Source organism: Sphingobacteriales bacterium (assembly GCA_016700115.1).
In the GTDB taxonomy this organism is placed as follows: Bacteria; Bacteroidota; Bacteroidia; order Chitinophagales; family UBA2359; genus UBA2359.
The window spans coordinates 3,724,607-3,744,302 of record CP064999.1; the positions used below are offsets into that span (position 1 = coordinate 3,724,607).

Here is a 19,696-nt window from a genome sequence, read left to right on the forward strand (position 1 = left end):
ATCTAATGTTTTTATGATTACTCTATATTTTATTGCTAATAAATAGAAAGTAACGAAAGTGAAAAAAAAATCTAAACTCGGGTAGAAAAAAGAATATACATACTAAACAAGTTTAGAAAGATGTTTTATGGAAATTTTTGAAGAGAGACAGCAAAGCTAAACACAATTTGGGAGTTGTTTTTTTGTTGCTTCTCTCTTCAAAAATACTTCTTAAGGTTAATTGCCTTAAAAAATTAAAAAACTTAGTGTTTAAATTAGATAGTACTCAAACAATACCTAACACTATACTATTGTACTACGCAACCATTAGCATCAGATATGTTAAATGTATAAGGATAGTTACCGGTTAAACCACTAATTGTAACTGTTTGTGGAACAGTTTGAGTGGTATTGCCATCGTCTGAATTGCCTTCAACAACGTCAGGATAAGTATTTCCTGAAGGATTTTGAGTGGAAGCATGATTGGTCCCTAATTGTGCACCACTTGCAGTACCATCCAAGTCAACATCTGCAGCGCCTGCGGATGCGGCACCTATTCCAGTTATTAGTGCAGTACCTGAAGACCATGTAACGTTATAATATTGAACACCGCCAGAAATATTAATGGTGACTGCGGCAGAACCATTCTGGCAATAATCAGGTGCCTGACAATAAGTTGCAGTTACAACTTCTGGTTGGTCTAAATATACTGCACCTTGACAAGTACCGGTTCCCATTGTTGTTACTAAACATCCAAAATTACCAGTAGTACCATTCGTTTGTTCAATTGTAACATAATACCATGCGTCCCCAGCTAACCCGTTGAAGACATGGTTTGTTGTGTTTACTATAACCTGACTTGCTTGAGCAAATCCAGAAGTAGCACTAGTTGTAGATAAATACAAAGTATAACGATAAGGATAATTTCCACCGGTCACATAAGCGGTTATTTCTCCGTTACTTGAACCATTACAACTTACCTCAACTCCTCCAATATATTCTTTAACTTTAAGACCACAAACTGCTTCATCATTTGCTGTCATCGTAGCGTCTATGGCTAATGGATATCCTGTTGCAGTTCCGGTTATATTAATAGTGAATGAGCCACTGTTAATAGTAGGCGTGTTACTTCCGGGACAAGCATCAGCAGGTGCTAAAGTTTGCGAAAAAACATCTGTTGTGCAAAAAACTGTTACAACTACAAGTAAAACTAACTTTTTCATTTTTTTGATATATTTTAAATAAAGTTTAATTTGGTTTTTTGAATTTTTCCTACTTCACTGATTCGGATAATTTCTAAGAAAGTCGTTAGAAAATGAAAATCTTTGAAAACTTCAATAAATTTCAAGCAAAAATACAAATTGTTTTATTCTTAATTAAACCTCACTTTTTAACAGCTAAAAGCTAAATTCAAAACATAGTATAAATTATTTATGATACATTGACATATGCATTCCTTGCTAAAAGTTTTAAACTAATAGACTTTGCATTTCAAATACTTAAACAGTTGTTTTAATTTGCAAGTAATCATATATGATTGTTAATTAATGAATATTATTTCATGATAAAATAAAAAATATGTAAAATTTTACAAAAAATTGTATTTGCGAATGATTTCTTTTAAAGTAAAAATCAAAAATGAACAACAATAACCTCTGTTTTTAAAAAGCAAGTTAAACTCAATCATGTATTTTGAATTGAGCACTTCAAGCCAGCCAATCATTTTTACATATAAAAAAAGAGCCGGTAGGATTAGTACCGGCTCTTAACACAACCAACTCACTATGAAAAACTGATCAAAAAAACTATGAAAAGTATTCTACTTTAAGCATTATTGAACTTCAATTTGAAGATTAACAGGTTTTGCTTCGGGTTTTTTGGGTAAAGTCAAGGTTAACAAACCATTTTTTTGTTTTGCAATTATATCTCCAACAGCGACCGTATTAGGAAATTCAAATGAACGCTTAAAATCGCTAATACTGAATTCCTGATGATTGAATTTCTTGATTTTTTGTTCACTTTGATTGGCGGCTTTTTTTGCAGTTACATTTAAAAAGTTGCCCTCAACTTTAATAGTTACTTCTTCTTTTGTAAAACCTGGAAGCAAAATTTCAATTTCGTAAACATCAGTAGTTTCTGAAATGTTTACAGCATTTTTACATGGGTTTCCAACTTGTTTTCTGATTGCAATTTCTGGTTGAAAAAATTCGGGAAAGGTTGCAAAATGATTAAATCTCATGGCAGATATATTTTTTTGTTTTTAAAAAATGGATTTAATCTGAAGTGTTCAAATCCTATGCCATCCGATTGTAAGAGAAAAATAACTTCAAAAAAGTCAGTGATTGCGACAAAATGTCGGTCTTATTTAGAATATTCAGACAAAATATCATAAATATTAAGTCAATTGTAACAATTGAAGTGATTAGCTACTAGAAAGTCTTATTTACTGTTTGCGTATTCTCCATTCAACAGGGAAGTAATTGTTAAATCGTTCAGGCAGAATTTTTAACCAACCTAAAGAAAGATCTTTATACTTTGCAATCGTCCATCCTAAAATATCGGATTTTTTCAATTCAAAATTTTGCTTTTTTAAATAATACAATGCTTCAGAGTGGCTTAACACAATTGCAGTTAATTTTTTTGACAAATATATGCTTAGTGCTAAGCCTTCATGTGGAACCAGTTCTTTACCCTTTAAAATTCCCATTGGAATTCCAGCAGATTTAATATAAAGATTTGAGGCAAAATCTATAAAATTTGTTTCATGGAGTTTTAGGATTGCAAAATTGTCTTTCTTGTTTTTGGTATAAAAGGTAAATTGTTCGGGGTTGTCTAAATAATTGCTTAACAAAGGGTTCAATTGTTTTTCTGTTCTGATAAAAGGCGGAGCTGTAGTATTAATTTTTACCGCTTTACCTTGTTCCTGTTTTTGTAAACAAGAAACAAAAAATCCCTCTCCAATAACTTTATGGGGGTAAAAGCGATATCCATACAACTTGGGATTATTTTGAAAAGTTTCTGTTATACCCCATGAAGAGTTTAGCTTAATTGGTAATGAAACAAACCCAAACTCGTTGATTAACCAAGCAATATTTTTTTCATTCTCTTCTTCCGAGAAAGTACAGGTACTATAAATCAATATTCCATTTGGTTTTACAACTTTTGCAGCAGATGACAATATTCTTTTTTGCCTTGCACTGCAAAGTTGTACGTTATTAACGGACCATTCTTGGATTGATTCGGGTGATTTTCTAAACAAACCTTCACCGGAGCAAGGCGCATCAACGAGAACAAGATCAAAACGATTTTGGTATATTTCAAATCTTGACGGATCGTTACTGCTAACGATAGTATTAGGCAATCCCCACTTAAGCACATTTTCCAACAAAATATTTGCTCTGTTTTTTACCGGTTCATTGGAAATGATCAAACTATTTGTTGGAAGTTCCGTTGATAATAGAGTTGTTTTTCCACCTGGTGCTCCACAAAGATCAAGTGCTAAGACCGAGCGATCTTCAGGAATAAATTGTTTTAATATTTCTGCAACAAACATAGATGAAGCTTCCTGTACATAATATTGACCGGCATGAAAAAAAGGGTCGTGTGTGAAATCAGGACGTTGAGCTAACATATAAGCATGATTACACCAAGGTACAGGAATCGTGTTATCGGGTATAGAAGAAGGACGTTTGAAAGGATTAAAACGTATTGAAACCGGAGCTTTAGATTTTTTCAAAGAATTTAAGAATAAGTCAAACTCATCAGGCAATAACTGATTCATTCTCTTGATAAACTCTGCAGGAAATTGGCTTTTCATTCAACAAATTGTTTTAAGTACAACTATATAAAAATAGCGTTTAGACAACACTGTAATAAATGGAGTGTTAAAGTTATTTTTGTGCAGATAATTTTTGGTAACTTTGTGCCAACTTTTTAACATTATTAAATTAATATCAATTTAAATGAAAAACTTTACACTTTCGCTTTTAATTGCGCTTGTTTGCATGATTGGTATGAACCAATTCATCAATGCACAAGCATCAGCTTGCTTAACTTATGCTGGCGGTCCTTACACAGATCAAGGCATTGATAACGCAGGATGTGACGGTCAGTCGGTATCTGCTCCTTATGAAGCATGGAAAAATGAACTCTATTTTACCAATGTTGTAGCAGGAGGTAATTACACTTTCAGTATTTGTGATGGATATAGTGCTACTGATTGGGGTGGAGAGGCATTAATCACAGCTATAGAGGGAGGAACTGCCGCCACCGGCAGTGTAACCGGAGGTACTGTCTTGGGATTTGAAGTTGGTTGTTCTATTACATTTGATGCAACTGCAACCGGTACTGTTTGGTTTACATTAACAACTGTCGGAGGATGCGGAACCACACTTTTACAAACTGACAACGGTACTCCGACTGTAACTACCAATTCGGGTGTACCTTGCGGTACACCGGTTGATTGTTCCGATCCTTCCGTCTCTCCCGGAACTATTGCAGGCAGTGACAGTGTTTGTTTTGACGAATTGACCGACTTAACCATTACAGGTGCTGTTATCCCCAACGGCTCTCCTAATCTTAGTGGTTTTTGTTGGTTTGTTGCCAACACTGATTTAACTGGCAACACTGCACCTAACACAAGTACCGATTACTTTGGCTCGTTCCCTATCCAAACAGTCGTACCTACAGCAGCTTTAGGATTTTCGAATAACGGGGCTGCTTTAACAGCAGGCAATTATTTCTTCTGTGCTTCTGTTTTTGGCAACGCTACCAATAGTGCCGGCGGTACTCCTTCGTTTAATACCATTACATTAGACCCGGCTTGTACTCAAACTACTTGTTATGCAGTTACTTTGTTACCTGAAGGTGATCCGAGTTGTACTGTATGTCCGGTTGTAAATTTTACCACTACTCTGGAATGTGAAAATCAGCAGTATTTTATTAATGCTGATGTAACTTATGTAGGAGCAAGCGGTAATTTTAATATCACTGTTGACGGAAGTACCAGTATGGTCATTGTTGCCGGTCCTTATTCTTATGGACCTTTTGATTCTGGTCAAACTGTTGCTGTATCTATTTCTAATGGAGACCCTACTTGCGATGCAACGCAATCATTTACAGAAATCTGTCCCACAGTTTGTGAAAGAGTAACCGATGGAGGCTTTGAAGACGGAGGTACTGCATGGACTCAAGCATCAACAAATTTTGGAACTCCGCTTTGCACTGCAGCAGAATGTGGAACCGGTGGAATTGGTCCTTATGCAGGGGTAAGATGGGCTTGGTTCGGAGGAATAGATGGTGATGAAACCGGAACTATTTCTCAGACTATAACTATTACAGAACCAACTGCAACTTTGTCTTTTTATCTTGCTATTGCTTCAACAGCTCCAAATACAACAGACTTCTTAAGTGTTAAAATTGGAAATACGGAAGTGTTTTCTGCCAATAGTGATGATATTACAACGTATGCAACCTATCAGCCTGTTACTGTTGATATTTCTGCCTTTGCCAATGGAACTGCTCAGTTGTTAACTTTTGAAAGTTCTGTTTTTCCTGGAGCAACCTCAAGTTTCCATGTAGATAATATTTCCGTAGAAGCTTGTGGTGGTATTTGTGTAGCAGAAGCAGGTTCTATGCAAAATGTTTTCGTCAATGGTAATAATATTTCTGCTGTTGCTACCGGTTACACAACAACAACCGGCTATACCTTTTTATATTTCCTTGCCGATGCATCGGGAAATATTGTAGCAAACCATCCTAATGGAACATTCACCATCACTTCTGGAAATCCTGCAGACTATTCAGTATATGGAGTTTTGTCAAGTGATCTGGAATTAGGAACAATTCTGAGCGTTTCAACGATTGCAGATTTACAAGCTCTAATTACAGTAATTGGTGTATGTGCAGACATAACTGAAGAACTTTCAGTGGGTATTGAGGCACCAAACGCTGCTGCAGGTTTTGGAATTACTACTTTAGCCCCTGTTCCAGCTAATGATGTCGTTAATATTCAGTTCAACGCATTAGGAACAAATGTTCAGGCAAAAGTTTATGATATGACCGGTCGAATGGTTGCAACTCAAACTTTAGGTAGCAATAACGGCTTAAATAATTTCAGTTTGGATGTCAGCAGTTTTTCAGCCGGAATTTACCTGATTAACTTGACGGACGGTAAATATGTAACTACTGCTAAATTAGTCAAAAACTAATTGGATAATTTCTGAATAACAAATTGAAAAGCCCTTCAACATGTACGGTTGAGGGGCTTTTTAGTTTAATTTCAAAATTATGTGAGTGAATTTTAAATCTACACTTACCATATGATCAACCATTTGAACAATATAATTGTCAATAAATATATATTAAAGAATTAGACATAGATAATGATTTTTCCTGTAATGTATTGGAGGCATTTATTTCAATTTTTTTTTAGGACTGTAGAGTTAAGACTTGATTTAGTTTTTCAATTAGTTTTCTGAAAAGAAAAAGTAATTCGCTATTGTTTTGTTTATACAAAAAGCGGTATTTCCTCTGCGTCAAAAGAAACTTCAGTTTATCCTGACAAAACAAAGCTGCCTTTCCACTTATTGGCAGAAAAAAAAAGTATAAAACAGCAATCATCCAATTGCCAAAAACCAAACTCACCAAGGCAGTCTGTAAAATATAGAATAAGCTGAATAATATCATTGCGCTCAAAAACTTCACAGATGCTAAAAAATTATGGTCTTTTACATTTGATTTGACAATATATTTTGTTAGAGAAATAGCAAGAAGATGATTAACCCAACCAAACAAAGCAACAGGCATTATTAACAAAATCATCAACCACTGTAAAGCATAGTTTAAAAAAGGTATCGGCAGTTTTGCTAAAGTTTCAGGGCTTAGTTTATAATTTTTATTATTCCGGTTGAAATCATCAAATAGTCCGGTAATACTTTTAAAATTTTCAGGATTGATAATTCGTTCATTTCCCAAACTGTCAGCAATTTGTTGTTCAAGTTGATGAAGTAAAAAATCATCATTCTTCAAATTAAGATTTTCAGATCTGACTTTCAAGTAAAAAGAACTAAGCCTGTTGATTACCGGATAATCATCGCTGTTTGGTATATGAATAATTAACGACTGAATGAGCGGAGAAATAGCGGATGCAATTTCTTTTAACGCCTTTTGCTGATTTTCGATAAAAAGCGGGTAATAATCTTTGAATAAAACAGGATTGCCGGCTTGTAAGAATATGCTTCCTCTAGATTCAGTATGATTGGTATAATTAATACCTATAGGAACAATTTGAATTGAATTTTCAAAATTGCTGAGTTCAGCAGCACCAAAACCCATTCGGGCAAACCCTTTTTGCAAAGGGCGAATATTGCGAAGTCTTGCCTGATTGCCTTCAGGGAAAATCAGTATTGCCCCTTGTTGATGCAATATTTTGGCTGTTTTTTCAAAAATTGGCTTATTTAGCGTAATGGTATCTACGTTGTCTCTTTGCCGGAATATGGGTAACATATTAATTGCATTAAGAAAACGTGCGATTAAAGGACGATTGAAAACATCGGCACGGGTAATAAAATAAATTGGACGTTTAATATGTACAGCAACTACCAAGGCATCTAACAAAGCGTTTTGATGATTGGCGACCAACATCAAGGCACCTTTTTGTGGTATGTTTTCGAATCCTCTGAGGCTGACTTTTGAAAAGTAAACACGAATGCCTAAACGGATCCAAACAGATAACATTGTATATAAAACGCCGGCTTTCTGTTCCATCCTTTATTCCCATTCAATAGTTCCAGGAGGTTTTGAAGTGATATCATACACCACTCTGTTTACATGAGGCACTTCATTAATTATACGGTTTGCAATAACTGCCAATATTTCATGAGGAATTCGTGCCCAATCTGCGGTCATACCATCAATACTAGTAACGGCACGCAATGCTATAGTTGTGTCATAAGTTCGTTCGTCTCCCATCACACCAACGCTTCTCAAGCCGGTATAAACTGTAAAATATTGCCAGATTTGTTTTGAAAGACCTGCCTGGTAAATTTCCGAACGAAAGATTTGGTCTGCCTCTCTGAGTATCTCTAATTTTTCAAAATTAACTGCTCCAATAATGCGAATAGCCAAACCGGGACCAGGAAAAGGTTGTCGTTCAATCAGGTTTTCGGGTAAACCAATTGCTTTACCAACTTGCCGGACTTCATCTTTAAACAAATCACGTAATGGTTCAATAATTTCATTAAAATCAACATGTTCAGGTAGGCCGCCTACATTATGGTGCGATTTTATGGTTGCAGTATGTTTGCCTCCACTTTCGATAACATCTGGATAAATTGTACCTTGAACTAAAAAATCAACTTGACCAATTTTTTGGGCTTCCTCTTCGAAGACTCTGATAAACTCTTCTCCAATAATTTTGCGTTTTAATTCCGGTTCTTCAATTTCCTGAAGTTTTGCTAAAAATCGTTTGCCGGCATTCACCCTGATTAGGTTGAGATCGAACTGTTTAAAAACACTTTCCACTTCGTCGCCTTCATTTTTACGCAATAATCCATGATCCACAAAAATGCATGTAAGTTGCTTTCCCACCGCTTTATGTACCAGCATGGCCGCAACTGAAGAATCAACACCTCCGGAAAGTCCGCATAAAACCTTTTTGTTGCCAATTTTCTGTTTTAGATTTTCAATAGTTTCCAAAGCAAAATCTTGCATAATCCAATCACCAGTGCAACCACAAATTTCATATAAAAAATTATGAATTATTTGTGCCCCCTTTTCAGTATGCACTACTTCAGGGTGAAACTGAACACCATACAACAATAGCTCATCGTTTGCAATTGATGCTGCAGGACAAGTATCGGTTGTTGCTGTGATTTCAAAACCTTTAGGAAGGTCATTAATCAAATAGGTATGACTCATCCAGCAAGTAGTTATATTTGGAACATTTTCAAACAAACGGTTTCTTTTTTCAATTTTTAGGGTTTTATTTCCGTATTCACGATGCGAAGCTTTTCCAACGCTACCGCCAATTACATAAGCCATCAACTGAGCGCCATAACAAATACCTAAAATCGGAATACCAAGTTGAAACAATTCAATCCCTACTAATGGAGCATCAATGTCTGTAACCACACTGGGTCCCCCTGTTAAAATAATTCCTTTGGGGTTTTTAGCTTTCAATGATTCAATTGGCGTATCATGGGGCAATACCTCACAATAAACACCGGACTCCCGGACGCGGCGAGCTATTAATTGTCGGTATTGTGCGCCAAAATCTAGAACAATCACAACTTCGTGGTACATGTATTTGGTTTTGCGGCAAAGATAACTAATCTAATGCAATTGAATAGCCGTGTAGATGAGTTCAGAATTATTAACGGCGCAACTGTTCGACCAATTCTCTTATTTTTCTGGCACAAAGTGCAAAAGCTGCATTCTTATCCGGCCATTGAGAAACAAACCATTTCTTAAACTCATCCGGTACACCTCTGAGCTGGACAAAACTGGGAAACCATTCCGGCGGACGAAGATTCTCTCCTCTAATTCCATCAACCTCCTTGCAAAAAACAGGAATAAGAATAGCAGTACCGGCCCGATGCCTTTCTGTGGCTATTGCTTCAATCTCTTGTGTTTCATCTGAAAACATAAAATCGGGGCTTATAAAAATTAAAATAATTCGGGCATTTAGTAATTGCCGTTGCAACTCCTTTCCGTAGTCTTGTCCTATAGTAATTTGAGATGAATCAGTTACCACAATCATTCCCAAACGGCGTAAAATGGATAAATGTTTTTTTAACTCATCCGCAAAGTCTGCATCGTTTGGATGATATGCCAAAAAAACAGGAATAAGTGGCTTCTCTCCAAAAATTGCTCCTCCCTTAATGATGCTCCATTCCGGATTTTTAAAAAACTTTTCCCAAGGAAAAACATCGCCGGCCGGTTGCGATTTCCATAACAACGCTCTGTTATTGTTATTGTTACCGGTTAGTGTAGTAAGGTAAGCCTCTGCATTGGAAAAAGCCTGATCAAGACTGCTTTTTGTGCCAATAGCCTGATAAAACGCTTTGGCAAAACTAACTGCTGCCTTGTCGTTGATGGCAGCATTTGTTGCAATGATATTGGAAACACCTTCTTGTTGTAACTGAACAACCTGTGCTTTGTTTGAGCATCCGTTCAAAAACACCAATTGCAGGTTTTTTTGAAGTCCAAACAATCGAGCAAGCCCTGCACCGGATGCCAATAAACTAACAATGCCTTCAGTTTCAAGCATTAACCCTTCATCTCCTGAATGACCGGCAAAATGAAAAATGGCTATTCTATCTCTGTATTGGTTAAATATTCTGAATATATCTTCTGCAGTTGCATCCGGTTCGACTATTACTTCGCATAACCGTTCCTGAACAAGTGGTTGTAACATTTCAGGAAGTGAAATTCGCTCCTCTTTTAAAAAAGGAAGAAAATCCTGGCGAACATTTGCAAATGCAAGAAATATGATTGGTGTTGTATTCATAATGGGGAAATCAAAATTATTCTAAAATCATAACCGACTGAAAGATACAACTTCTTAAAACATGATCCTTTAATTTTCAATAAAGACGATTTTGGAGAAAGACAAAATTATTCAACCTTGAGAAAAAGAATCACATAACCAATTGAATAAAATTGAAATTTCAGACACAGTCTGATTGGGCCTTTTTTTTGTTTAAAAACCAAATAAGCATATTTATATAAAAGGCTGAGTAAAAGACTTAAACAACAAAAATACTTAGCACTTTACCCTAAGTTCTGTTATTTTTTTCTTTGTTCGACAATATATAATCTATTTTTGACTAAATACAACAAATTTAATTGGTGGCTTCCTCTATAATTAATTATCACTAAAACACTGAAAGGGCAGCATACATTATAAAAGAATTAACAATCTTATTGATTTAACTATTTAGATCCAAATTTTCAAAAACAATTATAAAATTATAAGAAAATGATAATTTAAAAGAATAAAATCACAAATGAAAAGATAGTAATTGCAAATCAGCTTTTGAAAATGTAATTTATTAAAAGTAAAATTGACTTTTTTTTGAAGTAAAGCAAACAAGAATCGGTTAATTTCTTACTTCATTCTTGTTTTCATTTATCATTAACTCAGGCAAAAAACTCCTTTATACAGTTATTATTATTTTATTTTTAATGAAAAAATAAAGATAATATTCAGATAAATATAAATCATATTTTCACCACTTGGTTCAGTTAGGTGGTTTTTAATAAGAAGTTGTTATTTTTTAAAAAGAGCTTTAAAAAACTTATATATAGCAGATTGTATAGATTTTATATTAGCATTAGTCCAATTGTTTCGAATTAAATTTATGAAAAAGGAGTTTCTTCTATATTTATTAGAAAGCACTTTAAATGCTACAGTTTACAAAGTCTTTTGTAAACAAGACATTTAAAAAGTATATATATATATACTAACAGAATGGGTTCAAAATAGATTATTGTTTTTAAATCAAAATACTTTGATGTGCAAAGTATAAATCTAAACAAATCAATCTTTTAACCCAAAAATCTGACACATTGAATGAAGGTTGTAACTCAAAAATATGATTGAATATATTGCTGAGAATAAAATTATACGGAAATGACATTTTAAACAGCCCAAAAGGTATTTAAGCAGATATATTGGTAACTACAGATAGATTTTACCATATCCGGTGTAATGTTATTTATTGTTTCAGTAAAGAAGTTGCTGATTAGTTCAAGGCTTTGAAGTGTTTGTTGGTGAACTTTCTTTTGATGTGGTGCCATATTTTTTCAGCTGGATTGAGTTCGGGACTGTAAGGAGGCAGAAAGACAAGAAAAATATTTTCGGGTATTTTGAGCTTTTTTGCCTTAGGAAAGCCCCGTTGTCTAAAACAATGATTTTGTATTCAGCAGGAGTTTGAAGGGAAAATTCATGGAGAAACACCTGAAAGGTATTTGCACTGCAACAAGGCATTTCCAACTGAAACTGATCCCCAGTTACGGGAGAAAATGCTCCGAAAAGATAAGTGTATTGAAACACCTGTTGGAAATTGCAAACCGGCTGTATGCCTTTGGCGGTCAATCCCCTCCCGTGCCTGGTATGCAGACCAAAGCGGCTCTCGTCCTGAAAGTATAAATTTATGCTGTCATAGCATGGCGGAACAGACAACGCTATTTCCGCTATTTTTGAACTAAAGTTTTTAAAAAAACTACAGCCTCCGCATCCTTTTTCACATGACTTTTGCGTGCTGCCTTCACTTTGCTGCCAAATTTCCTGCCCGCATATTTTAGTAGCGTGTTATACTTAACTTCCTTTTTAAATTCCTGCTCTACCCATTGCTGCAACTCTATATACCCCGCCAAACCATTATTGGGATCCTTTAACTTCTCTTCTATTCTATCTTGTTCTTCTTGCGTAAACACCGAGTGTCTGCCTGTTTTTCCTTTTCTGCCATTGTGAAGCAAGGCTTCTATTCCCCCTGTTCTATAATTTTTACGCCATGTGTTAATACTTTGACCCCATACCCCTACTCGTTCCATTAACTGTCGCTTCGTAATACCTTTTTCTCCGACCTTCTTCATCTCTATCAACATCAACAGCCGTAAACGAATCATCGCAGGGACTGACGAAGTAGTTTCCTTATTTCCTCAAAACTCTCTTTTACAGGTATATATAGTGCCTTTGACATAACTATGACTCGGTTTTAAAATGACAAAGATAAAATTAATAACACAATTACTAAATCAAGGCTAAATTGTTTTTCATTTCCGTATTAACTGGCAAGACAAGATTAACTTTTGAAATGTATATGCCTTTAGTATTTTATTCTAAAATGAATGGAAAGGCGAGGAGAGGAGCTATACAGTTATTCTTTGGTGTTTACTTACCAGACTGATTGTTATTTACTCTTGGGTCATTTGGACAATTGTCTATACAAAATCCGGATTTGTCTATGTAAAAAGTATAGCCGTATTGTTTCACTTTAGCTCTGCCATTATTGAAATTCTCAGCTTCATCAAAATAAGCACCTGATATTGCCGGATTTCCTTGTTCGTTCAAATAAAACCATTTCCCTCCATTGCGAACAAGTAACATTCTTTCACTAAATGCCGATGATACAAAATCAAATTTATAACTGTTTTTAATGTTCTGTATCATTTCTTGTTGCTGGGATTGGCTGTTGTTTTGTTGTGTATTTGTTGCCGGAGGTGGAGTTTGGCATTTGTCTCCAGTATATCCATTTTTACAAACACATTTTCCTGTTTGCGGATTACAATATCCGTTTTCACCACAGTTAATATTCCGACATAAATTCGTTGCAGCCGGAGGTGTTTGACAACGATTACCTGTATAACCATTTCTGCACTGGCATCTACCATCTACACAATTTCCGTTTCTGCCACAATCAATTCCTTCGCACAGATTTCGGCCATTTGGTGGAATTTCACAATTTTCACCGGTATATCCGTTTAAACATTCGCAAATACCTGTATTGGGATTGCAGTTTCCGTTACTACCGCATTTAGTATTCTTACATAAATCTGTTGGTTGTAAGTTTGAATATAATCCGGTATAATGAAGTTCTATATGTTTGTTGTGAGCAATTGCTATAAACTGACCATTGTTGGAAAAAGCAGCTTTTGCCCCACCAAAAGTATGTTGTACCCGGTTAGCTTCAACATCAAATAAATAAACCGTTCCTTCTACCGGATCTGTTTCAGTTTGCTGGTAATTAGGACCTATAATATAATCACCTTCAGTTTTATCGTTATCATATAAATAAATACTTATTGGAATAGCAGCTCCTCCTGCAATTAACAGTTTACCATCCGGAGAAAAAGAAAGAGAACTTACTCCATCAGAGTATTCGGCGGTTAATGTTGAAACAATTTCAAAAGAAGGTATCTGACGAAGAATTATTTTTCCATCATTGCTACCGGTAGCCAAAATTTTTCCGGTTGGAGAAAATGCAATGGACATGACCCCGATTTCACTCTGGGAAAAACCGGTGATTTCTGAATAAGTTGTAACATCCCAAACATAAATTTGACCATCTGCACTTGCAGTAACCAACATTGTACCATCGGGTGAGAAGGCTACTGCCCATACAGGGGTGGTATGTTTGTTAAAAGTATGCAATAGCTTTTGGGATTCAATATCCCAAAGTTTAGCAGTTTTATCTATACTTGCAGTCGCAAAAACAAGGGAGTTCGGAGAAAATGCAGTTGATAAAATCACATCGGAATGACTTTCAAACACAAAACCATTTTGATATTGTTGATTAACATCCCAAATCATTGCTTTATGATCAAAACTTCCTGTTAATGCAAAATTCATATCAGGTGAAAAGGTAAAACTCCAGACCGGAGCAGAATGTCCTTGAAGTTGGTAAACTGGTTGAAGATTTGGAATTGTAAATAAAACTGCTTCATTTCCCTTAGAACCCGAAAGCAGAAAATTATCGTCAATTGAAAAAGCCATGCCTCTTGGTTCTCCAATACTTGCTGTAAAGGCTGACTTCCGGGGAGGAAAACTTTGATCATCCAATAATTTTTTACCTAATAAAGTAGAAAGGTTTGGAATAAAACGGTAATACAAATTGGAGTCCAAAGACATTATTCGTTCATAATAAATCTGAGCACTGTCAACCGCACCTATTCTAAATTGTAAAACCCCGATATGGTGCAGGGCAAATAATCCCATATCAGAACCTGACGATAATTGAGCTACATTATGGAATTTGGAAATTGCGGCTTCAGTTTCTCCTGTATAATAGCTGTTCAGTCCTTTTCGATAATTGATTAAAGCCAGATTGATGCGTGCATAATAATAAGAGGTATCTAACAAATAAGCTTGATTAAATAAACTTAAAGCGCTGTCTGTTTCATTTCTTTCAAATGCTTTAACACCTGTATTATTCAACAGTGCATTTTCCTTATTCGCTGTTACTTTTGAAGTAAGCGATAAAGTTGAAGCCCAAAGTCCAAATGCTACAATAAAAGTTAAATAGTTTATAGCCGACCATTGTTTTATACTCATCCATCCGTTTTTCACCTGAGCTAAAGTAATAACCCATTGATTGCGGTTTTTCAATTCCTGACTGACAAGCTGATCCAATTGAAGTGTGTCAGATCTTTGGTCTTGATTTTCTTTAAAACGTTTTTCGAACCAATTGCTGATTTTTTGGAGAATATCATTAGCCTTTACAGGGTCTGTCTCTTCACCGGTCACTTTAATACCTGGAATAGTGGTACTTTGATTAAAAAGATAATCGGAATCGGAATTTTTATGGAATAAATTTTGATTTAAATTCGACTGTGCGTTTACTAATGCTGTTTCGGTTGCCGAATGTTGTATACTGAGCTGTTGTTGTTTTTTTCTTAGTGCAAGCGAATTAGGTGGTAAATTAAGACTATCCAATTGTTGAATGATAGTTTGACGCACAATTAATTCAGCAACTGAATTTTGTTGAAGTTCACTTTCTAACTGCCGCCTGATTTCTTCAGGAATTTTGCCTTCCTGCATCCAAGGCAAATTAAACAGTCTCAGTAAATTTTCATAAGCAAGCGTATGTTTTTGAATTAAACCATTATCAGCTAATGCTTTTGCAATTGAAAGGGTTATTTCCCAGGTCAAGGGTTGATAAACGGCAGAAGCACATAACAAAAGATATAAATCAGTATTGGCCCTGCCTTCATCATCATAAATAGTTAAATAGTTAATAAAGGCATCTTTGTCTAATATGTCTTCAGAATGATTTGAATAAACTGGAACAGGCAAAGAAATACTTGAATTTGAAAAATGTGTTTTGAGTTTGTCATAGCCAATTGTTTCGTCAGAAGAAAACAGGTTAGCAATTGCAAATTGACCATGTTTATTGGCAGGTACCACAGTAAAAATTTGACTGAGCAGTTTCTCCTGATAACTCCATTCAACAGGTTCAACTGGTGTAACCAACACTTTTTTCTCCCACCCCTCAAAACAAACTGGCACCCATTCTTTAAGAGTCGAGCGATAAGGCTCAAGCAGATAATCTGCATTGCTCATCACAATCAGGCGATGTTTGTGGTGTTTCTGAAACAGGCTTTCAATGGGTATGCCATCCGGGATTTCTTTATTCCAGCAAATTCTTGGATCGTGACGGAAGAAAAATTTTACAATATGGACATTTTCAAAAGCCATGGTATCAATCCAACTTTCAAAAAGTTGTGCACGATGATCGTTTCTATTTGTATGATCAATCAGTACAAGATATTCGGTAGGTATTGATAAAAACCTGAACGACATTTTAGGCAATCCACCTGCTCTAATGGTTTGATAAATAGTGCCATTCAGGTCCAATCTTTTTATGTCTGCAAGCTGTCGTTGTCTGAGTGCATTTGAAACATCATAAATTTCCTGTACTACTTCTATATGTTGATTTTGAGAAGTGAAAACCAAATTGAATGGTGCACCAGTGCCGCCTTTTGCATTTGCCAGCTCCTCTTCTTTAGACTTTTGAATCAATATCGCCTTTGCCGTTTCCAGTGCATTTTGTTTAAGTTTTTTATACCATAACCAAACGGAACTTAGACTAACCAGTGAAATAAAATAAATCAATAAACCGGCAAGTGCTTTTAACCAGTTATACTGATCTGTATAGGGTTGAGGGTCTAAAACCGGTTTTAAATAAGCAAGTTCAGGTAAGGGGATTTTGCTGTCAGGATGAAGTATTTGAATGTATTGTTGAGACAAAGAAAAACAATACTCTGTGTTTTTATAAGAAACGACCAAAAAAGTCAAATAAACGCCGGGTTGTTGAAAACTATGTATGATGGTATTTTGATTTGTAGAAATACTATCGCCGTCACCCATATACCAATAAAACAAAAGGTTTTCCTTTAATTGTTCAACCTCAGGACCAATTGTAAAAGAAATTGAATCACCTACATTAGCCTGTGTGTTGGAAACTGAAAACGATGATGGAGGTTTTTCTGTTTCAGGGCAATCAGATTTTAAATCTTTTGGCTGGGTTTTCTTAAACTTGGGTTGTTCGAATTCCTGAAATTTATCAAAATAATAAGAAGAATAAATAAATGCAGACAGGAAAAAGACTGCGGAAATTATGGTAACAATGATTATGGTTTGCAACTTTACTTTCGCAGGTTTCAGAGTAGTAGTATTTGTTAGCGGAAAGGTAGGAGGGGAGTTGTCACTTTGAATTTGAGAAATCCAGAAATCAAAAATGCGGTTAAACTTTTTCTGCTCTACATCGCTTTTGGCTATAATCGGGCTAAGAATTAATTTTAAATTTTCAGGATTTGATTTAAATTCTTTTCCTTTTGATTCTAGAATGCTTTGAACTCTCAACAACATATCCATACTTATTAGAAAACCTTCGCTTTCCAATGCATTAAACAGGTCTGCTAATAAAGGGTAATTTTGTTGCTTTTTCATAAAAAAGTAAGTACTCTATCATAAAGGTAGTATTATTCGATACAAAAAAAACAACACTAAGTTTTTTACTCAAAAATGCTTATAATTGCACCATAATTACTTGTTTTCTACCTATTCATTTACCTCATCATCTTTTACCAAAATGAATAAATCTTTCCTTTTTATTTTATTGATTATTCTTTCACAGGCAGTTTTAGGTCAGTGTAATACATCAAATGCAACAAGTTGCTTATGCCCTGACGGTACAACAGACTGCGATTTGTATCCTGATTTAAAAGTAACCGAGAGTTTACTGTATAGCGAAGAACTTAATCCGGAAGTATTAGGTGAACTTAGAATATCCGTATCAACACCAAATATCGGATATGGTCCGCTACAAGTATTGGCTTCTAACTATTTTGTATGCGGAGAAGATACCATTTATAGTCCCGGCGGTATGACCGGAGAATGTCCGGATGGAAGTTATCCCAGACAGCTAATTAAACAAAAAATATATCGCAAAGAAGGCAATGGAATGATCAATTATGAACGTTGGGCAGGCTCTATGACTTATCACCCTACACACGGACACATGCACGTTGATAATTGGTGCACTTTTTCAATCAGAACCCCTATTGTAGGGGTGGAAGATCCATTGCAATGGCCTATTGTGGCAGAAGGAGCAAAAACAGGTTTTTGTTTAATGGATTATGGTTCATGTAATTACTATAACGGATATTGTGTAAACGATAATCAACAAGTAGTAACAAGTGCGAATCAGGTAAACTATGGATTAGGAGGCGGAGAATATAGTTGTGGTTTTGATCAGGGAATTTCAGCAGGATTTACCGACATTTATCACCATTACTTAGAGGGAATGGGTATAAATATACCTGCCGGTGTTTGTAATGGTGATTACTATTTAGTTGTGGCTGTTGATCCTGACAATCACTTTATAGAAACGAATGAAAGTAACAATGTTACCGCAGTGCCAATTACATTAACAAAGCAAAATGTGGAACCTGCAAATATTGTTAATATAGGTGGAGCTACTACTTTTTGTCGCGGAGAAACCTTAGAATTGCAAGCAACAACAGGTTTGGCTTATGAATGGTCAACAGGAGAAACAACTTCTTCTATTTCTGTAACAGAATCCGGTACTTATTTTGTAAATATTCAAACCGAATGTAGTACCTTAATGTCAGATCCAATTGTAGTAGAAGTTTTGGACGCAAAAGTAAATGCAATTAGTGCCGATATGGAAACAGTTGTTTGTACACCTTCTTCTGTTACTATTACTGCAGAAGCTGAAGGCGATATAAATTGGTATGATTCTGAAATGGCAACAGAACCAATTTTTACAGGCAGTATTTTCGTAACTCCGGAAATATCCGAAACTACAACTTATTTTGTCGAAAATACAAGATTATTTGAAGGTGCTGAATATTTTAATGAGCCACACGATAATACAATTGGCAATGGCGGTTTAAATGGTGCAATTTATAATGGATATTTAATTTTTGACGCTTTTAAACCATTTATACTCCAATCAATAAAAGTATATACAACAGGAGCCGGTGATAGAACATTTCAAGTAAGAAACAGTAGTGGTGATGTTTTGCAACAACTTACGGTTTTTGTACCTGATGGAGAAAGTCGGGTTAATTTAGGTTTTGATGTACCGGTAGGCACAGATCTTCAATTTGGTACTGCTTCTCATCCGAATATGTATCGCAACAGTACCGGAGTTGTATTTCCATATATAACACCAGGCGTTCTTTCCATCAAGGCTTCAAATTATGATGATCCTTCAAACAGTGCCTACTATTATTATTACTTTTATGATTGGGAAGTAAAAGAATATGATTTTACTTGTACAGGAACGCGTTCATCTTTTACAGTTTCCTATGAATTTTGTACCGGACAAGAACATCCTGCACAAAGCAATCAATTTTCTTGTTCAATAGCACCTAACCCTAATCAAGGTGTATTCAATTTAGTGGTTGATTCTAAGGTTGCCCGGAATTTTAATATACAACTTTTCAACATTACCGGTAAACTTGTTTATCAAGCAGAACAAACTAATACGAAATCTTTCAATCACCAGGTTAACTTAACAAATAAACTTCCTCAAGGAATTTATATGTTAACTGTGAACAATGGTGAACAATACTATAACCAAAAGCTTATAATCCGATAAGTCCAATTCGTGTTTTTTTGATAAAAACAAGATAGCCGCTTCAAACAGATTGAAGCGGCTATAATTTTTTAAAATCCAGGAGT

Annotated in this window: 11 protein-coding genes and 1 pseudogene; 2 read left to right on the forward strand and 10 right to left on the reverse strand. The window is 35.3% G+C overall.

All coding sequences use genetic code 11. The features are described 5' to 3' along the window. Positions 1-287: 287 nt before the first annotated feature. From IPM47_13255 to IPM47_13265, 3 genes are all read right to left on the reverse strand, one after another. Positions 288-1,202 (reverse strand): SprB repeat-containing protein, encoded by a 915-nt coding sequence (locus tag IPM47_13255; GenBank protein QQS27839.1) that lies wholly within the window; start codon positions 1,200-1,202, stop codon positions 288-290. Positions 1,203-1,810: 608 nt separating this feature from the next. Next, a complete protein-coding gene (locus tag IPM47_13260) occupies positions 1,811-2,218 on the reverse strand; it encodes an Hsp20/alpha crystallin family protein (GenBank protein ID QQS27840.1) in 408 nt (135 codons plus the stop codon). Between the two features lie 204 nt (positions 2,219-2,422). Beyond that, positions 2,423-3,796 (reverse strand): RNA methyltransferase, encoded by a 1,374-nt coding sequence (locus IPM47_13265; protein ID QQS27841.1) that lies wholly within the window; start codon positions 3,794-3,796, stop codon positions 2,423-2,425. 145 nt (positions 3,797-3,941) lie between these two features. On the opposite strand from IPM47_13265, the gene IPM47_13270 reads away from it, so the two are divergent. Next, on the forward strand, positions 3,942-6,188 hold the full coding sequence (locus tag IPM47_13270; GenBank protein ID QQS27842.1) for a T9SS type A sorting domain-containing protein: 2,247 nt from the start codon (positions 3,942-3,944) through the stop codon (positions 6,186-6,188). Positions 6,189-6,408: 220 nt separating this feature from the next. On the opposite strand, the gene IPM47_13275 is transcribed toward IPM47_13270, so the two are convergent. The 7 genes and pseudogenes from IPM47_13275 to IPM47_13305 all read right to left on the reverse strand — a co-directional run bounded on the left by IPM47_13275 (position 6,409) and on the right by IPM47_13305 (position 17,434). Continuing rightward, positions 6,409-7,746, reverse strand: a complete 1,338-nt coding sequence (locus tag IPM47_13275) for a 1-acyl-sn-glycerol-3-phosphate acyltransferase (protein ID QQS27843.1) — start codon at positions 7,744-7,746, stop codon at positions 6,409-6,411. 3 nt (positions 7,747-7,749) lie between these two features. Continuing rightward, positions 7,750-9,282, reverse strand: coding sequence for a glutamine-hydrolyzing GMP synthase (gene guaA / locus IPM47_13280; GenBank protein QQS27844.1), 1,533 nt, complete (start codon positions 9,280-9,282; stop codon positions 7,750-7,752). A 70-nt stretch (positions 9,283-9,352) separates the two neighbouring features. Further along, positions 9,353-10,489 carry a TIR domain-containing protein gene (locus IPM47_13285; protein ID QQS27845.1) on the reverse strand — a complete coding sequence of 379 codons (1,137 nt, stop codon included), beginning with the start codon at positions 10,487-10,489 and terminating at the stop codon, positions 9,353-9,355. A 1,133-nt stretch (positions 10,490-11,622) separates the two neighbouring features. Then, positions 11,623-11,781 carry a hypothetical protein gene (locus tag IPM47_13290; protein ID QQS31552.1) on the reverse strand — a complete coding sequence of 53 codons (159 nt, stop codon included), beginning with the start codon at positions 11,779-11,781 and terminating at the stop codon, positions 11,623-11,625. Continuing rightward, positions 11,760-11,867: pseudogene (locus tag IPM47_13295) on the reverse strand (transposase). The gene IPM47_13290 and the pseudogene IPM47_13295 overlap by 22 nt, the downstream one beginning before the upstream one ends. A 310-nt stretch (positions 11,868-12,177) precedes the next feature. Further along, positions 12,178-12,612, reverse strand: coding sequence for a helix-turn-helix domain-containing protein (locus tag IPM47_13300; protein ID QQS27846.1), 435 nt, complete (start codon positions 12,610-12,612; stop codon positions 12,178-12,180). A gap of 265 nt (positions 12,613-12,877) precedes the next feature. Further along, on the reverse strand, positions 12,878-17,434 hold the full coding sequence (locus tag IPM47_13305) for a hypothetical protein (GenBank protein QQS27847.1): 4,557 nt from the start codon (positions 17,432-17,434) through the stop codon (positions 12,878-12,880). 85 nt (positions 17,435-17,519) lie between these two features. Between IPM47_13305 and IPM47_13310 the strand changes: the two genes are divergently transcribed. Further along, a complete protein-coding gene (locus IPM47_13310) occupies positions 17,520-19,613 on the forward strand; it encodes a T9SS type A sorting domain-containing protein (GenBank protein QQS27848.1) in 2,094 nt (697 codons plus the stop codon). Positions 19,614-19,696: the final 83 nt, after the last annotated feature.